Source organism: Polaribacter ponticola, from assembly GCF_026191475.2.
Lineage (GTDB): Bacteria > Bacteroidota > Bacteroidia > Flavobacteriales > Flavobacteriaceae > Polaribacter > Polaribacter ponticola.
The window spans coordinates 252,330-267,614 of sequence record NZ_JAOSLC020000003.1; the positions used below are offsets into that span (position 1 = coordinate 252,330).

The window sequence follows — 15,285 nt, forward strand, 5'->3', positions numbered from 1 at the left end:
TTATGAAGTTTTTATTTGAGAAAGATACTTGGCAAGAAATTTACGGTAGTATACGTAAAAATAAAACCAGAACAGCAATTACCATTTTTGGAGCCTTTTGGGGTATTTTACTTCTTGTAGGTTTATTAGGAGCAGCTAAAGGAATTGAAAACAGCTTTAATAGTATGTTTGGTGATTTTGCTACTAATAGTGTTTTTATGTCTGGTAGTAGAACTTCGATGCCTTTTAAAGGTTTTCAAGAAGGAAGACAAATAAATTTACGTCTAAGTGATGTTGATAAAATCTATTCTGAGGTTGAAGGGATTAAATTTGTAGTTCCAAGAAACGCAACTGGTGGTCAAGTAGTACATGGTTTAAAAACAGGTAATTTTACAGTATTTGGAGATTTTCCTTTACTAGACCAAGTTGAGAAAAAAAGTTTAATAGAAGGGCGTTTTTTAAACCAGAACGATATAGACAACAATAAAAAAACTTGTGTAATTAGCGACGGGGTTTTTAAAGAATTGTACGACAAAAACGAAGAAGTAATTGGTACCTACATAAAAATAAGTAATATTAATTACAAGGTTGTTGGAGTATATAAAGCAGGTAGATTTGGTGGTCCTAACAATATCCATATTCCTTTTTCTACATTTAAACTTGTATACAATAGAGGAGATAAATTTAGTTGGATGGTAGTAACTGGAGATAAAGCATTTGATATTGTACAGGTAGAAGCAGATGTGAAATTATTACTTAAAAATTTACATAAAATTCATCCAAAAGATAATAGAGCTTTTAGAGGTTTTAATTTAGGAAAAGAGATATCTAAAGTAACTGGTTTTTTAACTGGAATGCAATTTTTAACCTGGTTTGTAGGTATTGCTACTTTAATTGCTGGGGTTTTTGCAATCGGAAATATTCTGTTAATTACGGTTAAAGAAAGAACAAAAGAAATTGGAATTAGAAGAGCCTTAGGCGCTACACCAAAAATTGTAAGACAACAAATAATATTAGAATCTCTTTTTCTAACATTATTAGCTGGTTCTTTAGGAATTATTGCAGGTGGTGGAGTATTAATGTTAATTGATAATTTTGATTTATTAGTTAACCCAACAGTAAACATACCAATTGTATTAATTGCGTATGCAGTATTAGTAGTTTTAGGAACATTAATAGGTTTTATACCTGCATATATGGCAACTATTGTGAAACCAATTGATGCTTTAAGAGAAGAATAAGATAATCAACAACAGAAAAACAAGTATAAATGAAAAAAGTAATCATTTTTGGAGGAATCGCTGTAGCTTTAATTGCAGTATTAATTTGGTTTGGTAAAAAAACCAAGCTTCACCAATAGAATATGAAACCGAAAAGGCTTTCAAAGCAACTATTATTAAAAAAAGTGTTGCTACAGGTAAAGTTATCCCTTTAGAAGAAATTGAAATAAAGCCTCAAATTACAGGTATTATAGATAAAGTAATGCTACTTGAAGGAGCAAAAGTTAAAAAAGGAGATTTAATTGCAACTGTAAGAGTTGTACCTAATGAGCAATCTTTAATAAGTGCAAAAGGAACTGTAGATAATGTTAAAATTAGATTAAGTAATGCAGAAGTTTCTTACAAAAGAAATAAAAACTTATTTGAAAAGGGTGTAATTTCTAGAGCTGAATATGAGGCTGTTGAATTAGCTTATAATCAAGGAAAACAGGATTTAAAAAATGCACAAAATAATTACCAAATTATTAAAAAAGGATCTTCTGGTTCTGGAGCATCTGCAAATACAAATATTATTGCTCAAATGTCTGGTACTATTTTAGAAATTCCTGTTAAAGAAGGAGATCAAGTAATACAGTCTAATAACTTTAATGCAGGAACTACTATTGCTTCTATTGCAGATATGAGTAAAATGATCTTTGAAGGGAAAGTTGATGAATCTGAGGTAGGGAAACTATTAAAGAACACCAAAATTGAAATATCTTTAGGTGCAATTGAGAATAAAAAGTTTCCTGCTGTATTAAATTTTATAGCTCCAAAAGGAACCGAAGAAGCTGGAGCTGTTCAATTTAAAATTAAAGCCGACGTTTCTTTAGATGATGAGTATTTTATTAGAGCTGGTTATAGTGCAAATGCAGAAATTGTTTTAGAAAGAAAAGATAGTGTATTATCTATAAAAGAGTCATTATTACAATTTGATAGAAAAACTGAAAAACCTTTTGTAGAAATAAAAAATGCTGAAGGTAAATTTGATAAAAAAGATGTAAAGTTAGGAACATCAGATGGTGTTAATGTAGAAATTTTAGAAGGCGTAACAAAAGAAGACGAAATTAAAATTTGGAATAAAACATCTAAAGAAGATGAAGAAGACAATATGAACTAAGCTTTGGTTTATATATAAAAAAAGGAACTCAAATTTGAGTTCCTTTTTTTGTTTAATAATCTACCACCAAATTAAAAAAACTTTTTTATTTCTCCGTTTGGTAACTTAAACCAACACATAGGAGAAAAATTTCTTACTAAATAATGATTAGAATCAATTTTAAATTGATCATAATTTAACCAAGTTATATTTTGATGAGGAATTATTAACCAATCTTTCTTATTTGGTATATAAAATTTACAATCTTTAAACTGTTCTAGTTCTTTTTTATTGATGTAAAAGCCAGCAATACAATTTGTATTTAATTTAGTTAATTGAATTCTTTCTAGAAATAAAGGAACAAACAACTGTGCTTTAAAATAGACTTGCTGTGTAATTTTTTCTACAGATAAATAAATGCTTTCTAAATAATCTTTACATTCATTAGAGTAGAGTAGTGGTAATTGTTTTTCTTTTAACTTTTTCAGTTTTTGAATTAAAGAATCTTTTCTATTCGGTCCAATAAAATGCTCTATATTGGTTTCTCCAACGTTTACATCATACAAGTAAAATTTATAAATAACCTCTAAATGAATTGGCTCTTTGTCTTTTAAAATAATACAATCTAATTCGCCAAGTGTAATTTTTTCTTTTTGAATTTGAATATTTTCTGAAATAATTTCTATAGATGAATTCTGTTTTAATTCAAAAGAAACAAAACGCTCTATGTACTTACCTAGTCTTAAATTATCATTAATTTCTAAATTAAATTTTGTGTGTTGTACTTCAATATCAAGTTGGTTAAGATTATAAACAGCATTTTTTTCCACAAACAGGGAGTTTGTAAATAACCTTCATATCTTTTCTGAATGTCTTTAGTTTTTTGATGCATTTCAAATTCGAAGTTACAAATCTATTTTGTAAATTTAACTTTTAAAACATCAATAAAATGCAATTCGAAAAATCAGCTTTTAAATTTCTTAAAGATTTACAAAAAAATAATGATAGAGATTGGTTTGCTGAACATAAACCAACTTTTGTTACAATTCAAAAGCAGATGAAAGAAGTATTTTTAGAAATGCAAGCAAATCTAGAAATGCATGATGAAATAGAAAAAATGAAAATCTATAGAGTTTATAGAGATGTTCGTTTTTCTAAAGATAAAACGCCCTATAACCCAAGGTTTGCAGTTTCTTTTTCTAGATTAGGTAAAGAATTACGTGGCGGCTATTTTTTACAAATTAAGCCAGGAGAAACTTTATTAGGTGGCGGATTTTGGCAACCTGAAAAAGAAGATTTATATAGAATAAGAAAAGAAATAGAACAAGATGCTTCAGAATTTAGAGAAATTTTAGAAGACAAAGAATTTGTAAAATATTTTGGTGAAAAGTTTAGCGGCGATGAATTAAAATCTGCTCCAAGAGGTTTCGATAAAGAACATAAAGACATTGATTTGTTGCGTAAGAAAGGATTTATTGCAATTAGAAATTTTACAGATGCAGAAGTTTTAGATCCTAATTTTTTATCTGAACTAGATGTTACATTTAAAGCTTTACGTCCGTTTTTTAATTTGTTTAGCGATGTGTTAACGACTAATTTAAATGGAGAAAGTATTATTTAATTTATAAAGTTAAAATAGCTTTTGGTTTTACAATTTGTTTCTTAATTTGTTTAGCCCTGATTGCAATGACATCCTTTTTGTTTTTCACAAAAAGATATAATGGAAAGCAGGAAATAGCTTCTAATTATTCCTTTTAAATAATTAGGTTAAATTCTTATCAACTTCTCGTTTTAAAACCCAAACAGTAATAATAGTGGAAAGTACATCTGCAATAGGGAAAGACCACCAAACACCATCTATTCCATAATATTTAGGTAAAATATTGCTAAGGGAATTAAGAAGATTCCTTGTTTTAAAAGCGTTAAAAATAATGCGGGCATTGCTTTTCCTGCTGCCTGAAAATATGCAGATCCAATTAATTGCATTGTTACAATAGGAGCTGCTAAAAAGGCAATTAGTGTTGCATTAGGTGTTTCTCTCAATAATGTAATATCATTTGTGAAAACACTAATAATTTCTTCCTTAAAAATTAAAACTATAATAAAAATAATAGTACCTAAAATAGAACCAAACCAAATAGATTTTTTAATTGTTTCTTTAACTCTCTTGTTATTTTTTGCACCAATATTAAAACCTGCAACTGGTAAAAAGCCTTGAGAAACACCTAAAACTGGCGAATAAGCAAACATCATAATCCTATTTACAATTCCAAAAATAGAAATAGAAATTTCTCCACCATAGGTAAAAAGAGAGTAATTTAAAACAATCATTAATACACTAACTGCTCCTTGTCTTACCACAGAAACACCACCTAGCTCTACAATTTCTCTAACTATTGTAAAATCTAAATTAAAGTTTTTAGGAATTATTTTTAATTCGCTTTTAGAAGATAAAAAGAAATATAAAATATAAAGACCGCAACTTGCATATGCAAATGAAGTTGCTAAACCAGCTCCCCAAATTCCCCAATCAAAATATTTTATAAAAATAATGTCTAAAACTATGTTTATTACAGATGGAACCATCATTGCATACATAGCAAATTTTGGTTTTCCTTCTGCTCTAATTACAGGATTTCCCATCATCGCAAAAGCTAAAAACGGAACTCCGTAAATAATTACATTAAAATATTCTGATGCTATTGGTAAAATAGCACCTTTTGCTCCAAATAAATTTAGAATAGGAACACTAAATAAGTTACCTAAAACAACAAAAATAATTGCTAAAATTACTGTTAAACAAATTTGATTTCCAAAAGTTAAAAAGGCTTTTTTTGTATTACCAGCTCCTAAAGCTCTAGATATTATTGAGCTTCCACCAATTCCAATTCCCATTCCAATTGATGAAATCAAAAAAGCAATTGGTAAAACAACTGTAATTGCTGCAATTGCTAAAACACCAATCCATTGTCCTACAAAAATGGTGTCTACAATCATATTTAAAGACATAACTAGAATTCCAATAGTTGCAGGAACTGCTTGTTTTATCAATAATTTACTAATTTTTTCGGTACCTAATTCGTTTGCTAGTTTGTTCATAATTATATTAACAAAGTACGGGTTTTTTTAATGTATATTATAAAATGAAACATCAATAATTGTTATAGAAGTATTAAAAATTTTATGCTTGTAAAAAGTCATAAAAATGGAAAATATTTTCAATCTTAAAATAATAGTATCAACCGAAGATATAGATAATTTGTAGCATGTAAATAATTTGGTTTATGTAAAATGGATGGATATTATAGCCGACAAGCATTGGTCTTTTTTAACAAAAGATACTCCTTTTCCTCAATTTGTATGGGTGGTAATGAGACATGAAATAGATTACTTAAAACAAGCAGGTTTAGGGGATGAAATTAGTGTAAAAACTTGGGTTGGAGAAACTAAAGGAGTTACATCAATACGTTTCATGGAATTTTATAAAAATGAAATTTTATTGGTAAAAGCAAAAACAACTTGGGCAATGTTAGATTCTAAAACATTTAAACCTATGAGAATAAGAGAAAATGTTTTAAAAGTATTACAACCAAGCAAATAAAAGTATCTTTGCATTTTTAAATTAAGATACAAATGTCAACTTTTTCAGCTTTAGGAATTCGTAAAGATTATATAAAATCAATTAAAGAAATAGGAATTTCTAAACCTTCAGAAATTCAAGAAAAAACAATCCCTATTTTATTAAAAGAGTCAACAGATTTCATTGGTCTTGCACAAACAGGAACAGGAAAAACAGCTGCTTTTGGTTTGCCTGTTTTACATCATATTGATGCAAAATCAGACCATATTCAGGCTTTAATTTTATCACCAACAAGAGAGTTAGTTCAACAAATAAAAAAGCAACTCTTTAAGTTTACTAAATATGTTGATGATCGAATTTTTTTAGAAGCTGTTTTTGGTGGCGAAAAAATAGATAGACAAATCAATAACTTAAAACGAACTACACATATTGTGATAGCAACTCCTGGAAGATTGATCGATTTAATTGAAAGAGGAGATATTGATATAAGTCATGTAACAACTGTAATTTTAGACGAAGCAGATGAAATGTTGAGTATGGGTTTTAAACAAGATTTAAATAGAATCTTGAAATTTACTACTAAAAATGATCGAAAAACTTGGTTGTTTTCTGCTACTATGCCAGAAGAAATTAAAAGAATAGTAAAAACTTATATGAATACGAATGCACCAAGAGTTGAAGTTAATCCTAATTCTTTGGTAAATGAAAACATTAGACATCAATTTGTTAAAACAACAATTAAAGAAAAAACAGATTTAATTACAAAATTTTTAGAAAAAGAGGAGCTCAAAGAGGTATTATATTTTGTAGAACAAAAGCAGGTGCGCAAAATTTAGCAACTCAATTAATTGAAGAAGGGTTTTCTACTGCTGCTTTAGAAGGAGATATGCAACAAAAAGAGCGAGATAAAGTAATGCGTGCTTTTAAGAATGAAAACTTACAATATTTAATTTCTACAGATGTTTCTGCTCGTGGAATTGATGTTAGAGATTTAGAATTTGTAATACATCATCAACTACCAGAACAAACTGATTATTACACTCACAGAAGTGGAAGAACTGCAAGAGCAGGGAAAACAGGAATTTCTTTAGCTTTAGTATTGCCTTATGAAATTGAAAGAGTTCATGAAATTCAAAAAGAATTAAATATTAAATTTACAGAAGTAACCGTGTAAAATGGAACTTATTTACGTTATAGATATTATAGGTACTTTCGCATTTGCTATTAGTGGAGCTTTGGTTGCTTCTGATAAAAAACTCGATTTATTTGGAGTAGCTATTATAGCATTTGTAACAGCTGTAGGTGGCGGTATGTTGCGTGATGTATTAATTAATGCGCATCCTATAAATTGGATAGGAGATTTAAACTATTTATACACCATTTTTGCTGCTGTTGTATTTACTTTTTTATTTAAAAGCAAAATTGCTCATCTAAGTAAAACTATGTTTCTTTTCGATACTATTGGAATAAGTGTATTTACGCTTTTGGGTTTAAAAAAAGGGTTATCTTTTAATTTACATCCTATCATAGCTTTGATTATGGGAATGATTTCAGCCGTTTTTGGTGGAGTATTAAGAGATGTGTTAACAAATAAAATTCCATTAATATTTGAAAAAGAAATTTATGCTTCTGCTTGTTTAGCAGGTGGAGTTACTTATTTAAGCCTCAATTATTTTAATGTTTCAGAAAACATTATTTTTGTTTTAGCTGCTTCTGTAATTGTAATTATTAGGGTTATTGCTGTTAAATTCCATTTACAGTTACCAAAAATAAAAGACGACTTATTTACCAAAAAATAAAATTATGAAACCATTAGAATTTGAAAATTTTGAAGAGTTTAAATTGATGATTGGAAAACAATTACCAACAGGAAATTGGTATACTGTAACTCAAGAAATGATTAACGATTTTGCAAATGCAACCCTAGATAAACAATGGATTCATGTAGATGAAGTAAGAGCAGAGAAGGAGAGTCCGTTTAAAAGTACAGTTGCTCATGGTTTTATGTCTGTAGCTATGATTTCTAGAATGTTAGAGGAAGCTTTTTTAATTAAAAGTGTAAAAATGGGTTTAAATTACGGGTTAAATAAAGTTCGTTTCCCAAATCCTGTGCCTGTAAATAGTGAATTAAGAATGGTTTCTAAAGTAAAGGAAATAGAAGAAATAGCTAATAACGGAATTAAAGTTACATTTTCTTGTATTATAGAAATTAAAGGACAAGAAAAACCAGCTTGTGTAGCAGAGTTTTTAGCTGCATTATTTCAATAAAAAAAAGCTGCAATTTGCAGCTTTTTTTATTGAAATAATTTCTTTTTTAATTTAAAATTCCCTCTTTGATATATTTTTTTGAGTATAAGATTAAGAAAATGCATATTATAATTATCATTATTGGCATAAAGTACATATTTAATTCAATATCCATTATAATATAGACTTGTTGAATTGTTGCACTTACTCCAGAAAGGATAAATAAATAATATGAAAATTTCTTTCGAGCTAAATAAAATACACATCCTAAAAAACCTCCAAAAACACCCAATGCAAATAATGCCGTTAACCATGATGGATGCTCTATCATCATTTCTGCTTGTTGTTCTGGCGGCATTTCTGCAATCATTTCTTCTGTTGCATAAGCTTGAAATAAATAAGCAGCAACTCCCATTAAATTCCAAAGAAGTGCAGAAACTCCAATAATCCAAAATAGAATACTTGGTTTGTTTGATTTAGATGTCATATTATAAAGTTTAATTAATTGATATTATAAATGTAGTAAAAATTATTGTTTTATAAATTAATGTAAAGTATATTTGTCATTATGTAAAATATATTTATTAATTTGTAAAGTGATATAAAATGTATAAACAAACAATATGTGAAAAAGAGAGAAATAATTTAGAAAAAATGAATAAATTTCAATTAGATAATAAATTTAAAAAAATAGGATATATAATTTCTATTGGTACTTTTATATTTATGATTATAAGAAAATTTATTGAAAACTCAGATGAAATAAAACCTGTTCTTCATGGAGTATTATTACTAGGTTTATTATTAGTGTCTTTATCTAAGGATAAGTTTGAAGATGAATTTTTAGATAGTTTAAGGTCTCAATCCTATAGAATAGCTTTTATATTAGTAATTATTTATTCTTTAATACAACCAATAATTAATTATACTGTAGGAATAATACTTAACCAAGATGAAGAAATGAAAGCATTTGGATACTTTCAAATATTATTTTTTATGTTGATAGTTCAATTAATGGTTTTTTGGCAATTAAAAAAAATGAATAATTGATATGAAAAACACTCTAAAAGTACAACGAGCAATCTTAGATCTTACTCAAGATGATTTAGCAAAAGCTATTGGTGTTTCTAGACAAACAATTAATTCTATCGAGAAGAATAGATATGTGCCATCTACAGTTTTAGCTTTAAAGCTATCAAATGTATTTAAAATTGCTGTAAATGATTTTTTTACCTTAGAAGAAGGAGATTAATTGATATTTTCTATCATAAAGTATTACTTAACCATTGACTTTATTATTTTTTCTGTTTTAATTAAGTTACCATTTTTTGAATAAACTTTAATAAAATAAACACCAGGGTTTAAATTAGAAAGTTCAATTGAATACTCATTAAATTTATTATTAGAAAATATTTTTTTTCCAAGAATATCAAATAATTCAATTTTTATTAACTCATTAGACTTTGATTTAATATATAATTTATTTTTAAATGGATTTGGGTAAATCGCTATAGTTTTATTTTTAACTAAATCATTTTTAGTACTTAAAACCCCATTAAAGAAGTTTTGAGCATAAGAAAAAGCTTCTTTCCCAATTTTGTCTCCAATAATACGTCCTTTAATATCATCTATTGGAGGATGAATTCCTCCCCAAATTCTAGACAAACTCGTTTGATCTGATGCATCTCTATAAGTAGCCCATTGTAAAGTTAAACTTTCAGAAGGGCCAACTTCAAAAGCTAAAAATTTATTTTTCTCTACATTAAAAGTACCCATTCCTCCAGGAAAAAATGTATTATTAGTAATAAGAGTTAATACTTCTGAAGCTGCTCTAGAAAAAGTTGAATGGCCAGATAAATACCCAGCAAACGGAGGAGAAACAAATGAAGGCCTTTGATATGGCCACCAATGAGTTCCTAAAATCCACCCGACTTTTGCAATATCTGTATCAACATTTGAAATTTCATCATGACCCAACCAAGATTTTACTTTAATCTGCCCAATAATCTCATTATCAAACCCAACTAATTCATCCCCTTCTTTTATTACTTCTATTAGCCCTTCAATTAAAGGTAAACCATGCGGACTATAATTTGGTAAATTAATATCTGAACTTTGACCTTTAGAAGCCATATATCTTATTGCAGAAATGGGTCTTATATAATCATAATAACCTTTAATTCCCCATATATTAACTGCAACATCATGCATAGCGCCGCCAAGAGTTAAATAACTTTTTACATCAAATTCTAAAGAACTCAATTCTTTTGAAGAATTACCAAAAGTTTTTTTTGATAAAGGGTGATCAATAACATAATTTAAGATTGTAAACCAATGTCCAGGAGGAGTTTCAGAATCAGGGCCATCTGCCCAAAACTCAGCTAAAACTCTAGTATAGTCTCCTTTCTTTACAATATTATCTTCATAAGGTTTATTCGTTATTGGGTTTATTGAATGTCCTTTACCGATATCTCCACCTTGTGTAAAATTATAAAAATTTTGGTATTCAGAAAAAGTAGTTGGAAAGGTAGAAATATTAACATTACCAATTGAATTAGGCGAAATGTTGATATAATCTTCTATAGATGGATCTAGATGAGCAGACCAAGCTATAACCAAAGCAAAATTCCATTTATAAGGATCTGTGATACCATTTTGATTAGATTCTTGAATGTAAACAGGGTTTCCTGGATTATTATAAATATATGAATTGAAGCCATTATTTAAAACTTCCAAATCTTCATCCTTAAGTGAAAAAGGAACAACTTCACCCCATTCTGGACCCAAAAATTCTGGAGTAGTAGCTTCAAATAAATTTCCACTTTGATCTATAAATGTGCTAAAAGCTAAAGGTTGCCATCTATTTGGATTTATATTTGAGTTATCTCTGTAAAACTCTAAGTACAAAGCATCATTTACTGGAGTATAGTATTTATTTTCATAATTATTTTCTTCATTAGCCCCGTCTTGTAAACCAAACTCAATCATTTTTTCTGCCATATAGTTACCTAAAGCAGCATAAGAGCCATCACTATAATCAATAGATAGATAATTTTTATCATAACCAAGTGAAGTGAAAAAAGTTTCAAATTCAGATAAAGTTTCACTTGAGTTTGGTGAATTTTTAAATCTATGATTTAATAGTTTAAATATAGCATAACTAATTATTTCTTTTGTTGCTTCTTCTTTGTTTGTAGGTGAAGAAATAGGGGTATAGTTGGTAGTGAAATTGCCAAGAGTATTACCTAAAAAAAATGGTTGAGCAGATTCATCAAAAATAGCCCAAGCATCATACATTAATACTGAAGAGTGAAACAAATTTCTTGCATGTACCGTTGGTCTTGCATAATCATTTCTAATAGCATTTAAAAGTTGTTCATTCCATTGTCTAGCTATCGAATGTTGACTTTTTATTGAAATTGGTAAGAAAAGAATAAATAAAAAAAATTAAGAGGTTATTTTTTTTAATCATATTAGTGGGGATATATAACAAATTTATTAAATTTACTTGAGTTTTTTAGTAAACTAATTTATATTTTTTTAGCACTAAAAATTCTTAAAAATTAAATGTCTATATATCAAATTGTCTTAGCTCTTTTATCTTATAGGTAGATTTTAAATTATGTTTATACTAAATATTTGTTTTGAAGAGTGTTAAATTAATACTATCTTTGCTGCTATAAGACAGAATACACTCCATTTATTGCACAAGTCATCTTTTAGTTTGATTTTTAATTTCTAGTATAGTATTTTATCTTTTCAGAAATATTAATTTAAAAACAGTTTTATATATTAATGGCAAAATCGCAACAAACATTTAGTAAAAGTGAAAAAGAGAAAAAACGTTTAAAAAAACGTCAAGACAAGCTTAAGAAAATGGAAGCTAGAAAAGCTGCTAAGGAAGAAAATGGTTCTGCAGGAATACAATTTGCATATGTAGATCATAATGGAAACTTAACAGATACACCACCTGATCCAGATTTAAAAGTTGAATATGAGCTTGAAGATATTCAGATTTCAGTTACTAAAAAAGAAGATTTACCAGAAGAAGATCCTGTAAGAAAAGGAAAAGTTAACTTTTTTGATTCTTCTAAAGGTTTCGGTTTTATTATTGATCATGAAAACGGTGAAAAATACTTTACACACGTTAGTGGTTTAATTGATGAAATTACTGAAAATGATAAAGTTTCTTTTGAACTTGAAAGAGGTATGCGAGGAATGAATGCAGTAAAAGTTAAAAAAATATAAAGAGTTTTAATTTCTCTTTAAACATAATAAAAGCCGATTACAATCTTGTAGTCGGCTTTTATTATGTTTAAAAGTTATGTTATATTCTTTACAAATTATAAAATTCCATACTTTCTATAATTAAACTTTCATCTACTTTACAATCAATTTTATAATCTTCATAGTCGTTTAATAAAACAAAATTAACTTGTCCGTTAACATTTTTCTTATCATGCTTTAGCAACTCTAAAATAGCCGAGAAATCAACTTTCAATAAATTAATTTTATTGTAAATAGTTAACACAACATTTTTAACTTCTATAACTTTTTCTTTAGGAAAGTTTAATAATTTAGAAGACATATAGCATTCACAAACCATACCAATTGCTATGGCTTCTCCATGAGTTAAATTTTCTTTATCTTCAGATTCTAAATAAAAAGATTCAATTGCATGCCCTAAAGTATGCCCAAAATTTAAAATTTTTCTTAGATTTTTCTCTTTAGGGTCTTGTAAAACAACTTCGTTTTTTATTTCTACAGATCTAAATATTAAATCATTGATATTTAGGTTTTTATTATCTTTTATTTCATTAAAAAGATTAACATCATAAGTTAAGCCATATTTAATAATTTCTGCTGTTCCAGATTTAATTTCTCTTTCTGTAACTGTAGTTAAATAATCAGTATCAATAATTACCATTTCTGGGTTTGCAAACAAACCTATTTGGTTTTTTAATACCCCTAAATCAACTCCAGTTTTTCCTCCTACTGAAGCATCAACCATAGACAATAATGTAGTTGGTATATTTACAAAATCAATTCCACGCTTAAAACATGAGGCCACAAAACCACCTAAGTCTGTAATTACACCACCTCCTAAAGTAATTAATAAACTCTTTCTATCACCACCTAATTCAGTTATTACATTCCAAACACCTATACAAGTTTCTAAATTTTTGTTGATTTCGCCAGAATCAATTTCTATAACTTCTATAGTTTTATCTGTTTCTAAATTAGGGATAAATTTAGGATAACAATACTCAATTGTATTTTCATCTACCAAAATAAAAATAGTAGAATAGTTTTTAATTTTTAATATATTAGAAAGTTCTTGGTAACTTTCTTTTTGAAAATGTACAGGATAAGTTACTGCTTGAATAGTTTTCATCAATAAAATTATTAAGCGTGCAATTTAAAGAGAAAATATTCAATTATTACTATTCAAATACTATATTTGTTCCTACTAAAACGATATAGTATGAAACTTTTTGACAATACAGAAGTTGCCTTTTCATTAAAATCAGATTCGCAATTAGAACGCGCTTATTTTTTATTCAGAATGATACAAAATCAACCAATGGTAAGAATTGGAAGTGCTGTAACAAATTTTGCTTTAAAAGCTCATTTACCTATTGAAGGACTTATACGCTCTACAGTATTCGACCATTTTTGTGGAGGCGTAACAGAAGATGATTGTTTACCAATTATAGATAATATGTATTCAAATGGTAATGTGCATAGTGTTTTAGATTATTCCGTAGAAGGTAAAGATGAAGAAATTAGTTTCGATGGCGCTTTAGAGAAAATTTTAAGAATTATAAATTTCTGTGAAGAAAAACAATCAATACCTTATGCCGTATTTAAACCTTCTGGTTTTGGACGTTTTGCATTATATCAAAAACTATCTGAAGGAGAAAAATTGAGTTCTAAAGAGCAAGAAGAATGGGATAGAGTAGAAGCTCGTTTTCATAAAGTATGTAAAATTGCTGTAGAAAAAGATGTACCTTTATTAATTGATGCCGAAGAAAGTTGGATGCAAAAATCTGCAGATGAGTTAATAGAAGGTTTAATGGAGACATATAATAAAGATAAATCTATAGTTTTTAACACATTACAAATGTACAGACACGATAGAATAGATTATCTTAAAAAGCTACATAACAAAGCTAAAAAGAAAGGTTTTCATATTGGGATGAAAGTAGTTAGAGGCGCTTATATGGAAAAAGAAAGAGAAAGAGCTATAGAAAAAGGGTATCCATCTCCTATATGTAAAGATAAACTAGCAACAGATAAAAATTATGATGAAGCTATTATGTATATGATGGAGCATCCTAAAATGGCACTTTTTGCTGGTACACATAATGAAGATAGTTCTTATTTAGTAATGGAGCTTGCTAAAAAATATGAAATACAAGAAAATGATAATCGATTATGGTTTGGCCAACTATTTGGTATGAGTGATCATATTAGTTATAATTTAGCGAATAAAGGTTATAATGTTGCTAAATATTTACCTTTTGGGCCAGTGAGAGATGTAATGCCATACCTTATTAGAAGAGCAGAAGAAAACACTTCTGTTGCCGGACAAACGAGTAGAGAGTTAAACTTATTAAAAACTGAACGTAAACGTAGAAAGTTATAATGCAAACTGTAGATGAAATAAAAGTATTATTGCAAAAAAATAAAGAACGCTTGTTACAAGAATTAAAACAAAGTAAGGAAGCGATATCTTTAATAAAAAAAGCAACACATACAAATTTATCTACAGAAGAAAAAGACAAAATAAAAGTTCAACTTTTAGATATTTGTAAATCTATACCTGCTTTAGCTGTTTTTTTATTACCTGGAGGAGCGCTTTTATTACCGCTTTTAATAAAATTAATTCCAGATATTTTACCCTCTGCATTTAGAGATAAAGAAAATTAATATCTTTTTTAATTATTTTTTAGAATAACTTATTTGCTTTTATTGTTAAATTTATTTTCATTTTATAACTTATTGTAGTTCAAAAAGTAAAGAAATTGAAGGATATAATATTTAAAAACAAAAATAATTAATTATAATACGTGTAATTAACGCCTAAACAACTACTTTTGCACGAAATTTAAGAAAGT

14 protein-coding genes and 3 pseudogenes are annotated in these 15,285 nt (G+C 27.7%); 12 read left to right on the plus strand and 5 right to left on the minus strand.

Annotated features, from left to right (window positions below; translation table 11 throughout):
- The first annotated feature begins 2 nt into the window (after nucleotides 1-2).
- Together N5A56_RS05925 and N5A56_RS05930 are read left to right on the plus strand one after the other, a co-directional pair.
- The gene (locus N5A56_RS05925; protein ID WP_265724660.1) at nucleotides 3-1,220 is read left to right on the plus strand and encodes an ABC transporter permease; all 1,218 of its coding nucleotides are present in this window, start codon (nucleotides 3-5) and stop codon (nucleotides 1,218-1,220) included.
- A 29-nt stretch (nucleotides 1,221-1,249) separates the two neighbouring features.
- A pseudogene (locus N5A56_RS05930) lies at nucleotides 1,250-2,358 on the plus strand (efflux RND transporter periplasmic adaptor subunit).
- Nucleotides 2,359-2,429: 71 nt separating this feature from the next.
- Here the strand turns inward: N5A56_RS05930 and N5A56_RS05935 are convergent.
- Nucleotides 2,430-3,167, minus strand: coding sequence for a DUF1853 family protein (locus tag N5A56_RS05935; RefSeq protein ID WP_274270267.1), 738 nt, complete (start codon nucleotides 3,165-3,167; stop codon nucleotides 2,430-2,432).
- Nucleotides 3,168-3,286: 119 nt separating this feature from the next.
- On the opposite strand from N5A56_RS05935, the gene N5A56_RS05940 reads away from it, so the two are divergent.
- Nucleotides 3,287-3,958 (plus strand): DUF2461 domain-containing protein, encoded by a 672-nt coding sequence (locus N5A56_RS05940; protein WP_265724663.1) that lies wholly within the window; start codon nucleotides 3,287-3,289, stop codon nucleotides 3,956-3,958.
- Between the two features lie 141 nt (nucleotides 3,959-4,099).
- On the opposite strand, the pseudogene N5A56_RS05945 reads toward N5A56_RS05940, so the two are convergent.
- Nucleotides 4,100-5,436, minus strand: a pseudogene (locus N5A56_RS05945) (MATE family efflux transporter).
- Between the two features lie 178 nt (nucleotides 5,437-5,614).
- Between N5A56_RS05945 and N5A56_RS05950 the strand changes: the two are divergent.
- The 4 genes and pseudogenes from N5A56_RS05950 to N5A56_RS05965 all read left to right on the plus strand — a co-directional run bounded on the left by N5A56_RS05950 (nucleotide 5,615) and on the right by N5A56_RS05965 (nucleotide 8,185).
- Nucleotides 5,615-5,938: an acyl-CoA thioesterase gene (locus tag N5A56_RS05950; RefSeq protein WP_265724664.1), complete on the plus strand. Its 324-nt coding sequence runs from the start codon at nucleotides 5,615-5,617 to the stop codon at nucleotides 5,936-5,938.
- A 32-nt stretch (nucleotides 5,939-5,970) separates the two neighbouring features.
- A pseudogene (locus N5A56_RS05955) lies at nucleotides 5,971-7,091 on the plus strand (DEAD/DEAH box helicase).
- 1 nt (nucleotide 7,092) lies between these two features.
- A complete protein-coding gene (locus tag N5A56_RS05960) occupies nucleotides 7,093-7,716 on the plus strand; it encodes a trimeric intracellular cation channel family protein (protein ID WP_265724665.1) in 624 nt (207 codons plus the stop codon).
- A gap of 4 nt (nucleotides 7,717-7,720) precedes the next feature.
- Nucleotides 7,721-8,185: a MaoC family dehydratase gene (locus tag N5A56_RS05965; RefSeq protein WP_265724666.1), complete on the plus strand. Its 465-nt coding sequence runs from the start codon at nucleotides 7,721-7,723 to the stop codon at nucleotides 8,183-8,185.
- Between the two features lie 46 nt (nucleotides 8,186-8,231).
- Here the strand turns inward: N5A56_RS05965 and N5A56_RS05970 are convergent, their stop codons facing one another.
- Nucleotides 8,232-8,651 carry a YciI family protein gene (locus N5A56_RS05970; RefSeq protein WP_265724667.1) on the minus strand — a complete coding sequence of 140 codons (420 nt, stop codon included), beginning with the start codon at nucleotides 8,649-8,651 and terminating at the stop codon, nucleotides 8,232-8,234.
- Nucleotides 8,652-8,818: 167 nt separating this feature from the next.
- Here N5A56_RS05970 and N5A56_RS05975 point away from each other — a divergent pair, with 167 nt between their 5' ends.
- Nucleotides 8,819-9,214 carry a hypothetical protein gene (locus N5A56_RS05975; protein ID WP_274270268.1) on the plus strand — a complete coding sequence of 132 codons (396 nt, stop codon included), beginning with the start codon at nucleotides 8,819-8,821 and terminating at the stop codon, nucleotides 9,212-9,214.
- Nucleotide 9,215: 1 nt separating this feature from the next.
- Nucleotides 9,216-9,416, plus strand: coding sequence for a helix-turn-helix transcriptional regulator (locus N5A56_RS05980; protein WP_265724669.1), 201 nt, complete (start codon nucleotides 9,216-9,218; stop codon nucleotides 9,414-9,416).
- Between the two features lie 23 nt (nucleotides 9,417-9,439).
- On the opposite strand, the gene N5A56_RS05985 is transcribed toward N5A56_RS05980, so the two are convergent.
- Complete coding sequence (locus N5A56_RS05985; protein WP_265724670.1) at nucleotides 9,440-11,482, minus strand: T9SS type A sorting domain-containing protein; 2,043 nt, start codon at nucleotides 11,480-11,482, stop codon at nucleotides 9,440-9,442.
- A 477-nt stretch (nucleotides 11,483-11,959) separates the two neighbouring features.
- Here N5A56_RS05985 and N5A56_RS05990 point away from each other — a divergent pair, with 477 nt between their 5' ends.
- Entirely contained in the window at nucleotides 11,960-12,412 is a 453-nt protein-coding gene (locus N5A56_RS05990) for a cold-shock protein (protein ID WP_265724671.1), read from the plus strand.
- A gap of 88 nt (nucleotides 12,413-12,500) precedes the next feature.
- Here N5A56_RS05990 and aroB read toward each other — a convergent pair whose 3' ends face one another.
- The gene (aroB, locus tag N5A56_RS05995) at nucleotides 12,501-13,559 is read right to left on the minus strand and encodes a 3-dehydroquinate synthase (protein ID WP_265724672.1); all 1,059 of its coding nucleotides are present in this window, start codon (nucleotides 13,557-13,559) and stop codon (nucleotides 12,501-12,503) included.
- A gap of 90 nt (nucleotides 13,560-13,649) precedes the next feature.
- On the opposite strand from aroB, the gene N5A56_RS06000 reads away from it, so the two are divergent.
- Together N5A56_RS06000 and N5A56_RS06005 are read left to right on the plus strand one after the other, a co-directional pair.
- A complete protein-coding gene (locus tag N5A56_RS06000; protein ID WP_265724673.1) occupies nucleotides 13,650-14,813 on the plus strand; it encodes a proline dehydrogenase family protein in 1,164 nt (387 codons plus the stop codon).
- Nucleotides 14,813-15,097, plus strand: a complete 285-nt coding sequence (locus N5A56_RS06005) for an LETM1 domain-containing protein (RefSeq protein ID WP_265724674.1) — start codon at nucleotides 14,813-14,815, stop codon at nucleotides 15,095-15,097. Before N5A56_RS06000 ends, N5A56_RS06005 begins: the two co-directional genes overlap by 1 nt.
- Nucleotides 15,098-15,285: the final 188 nt, after the last annotated feature.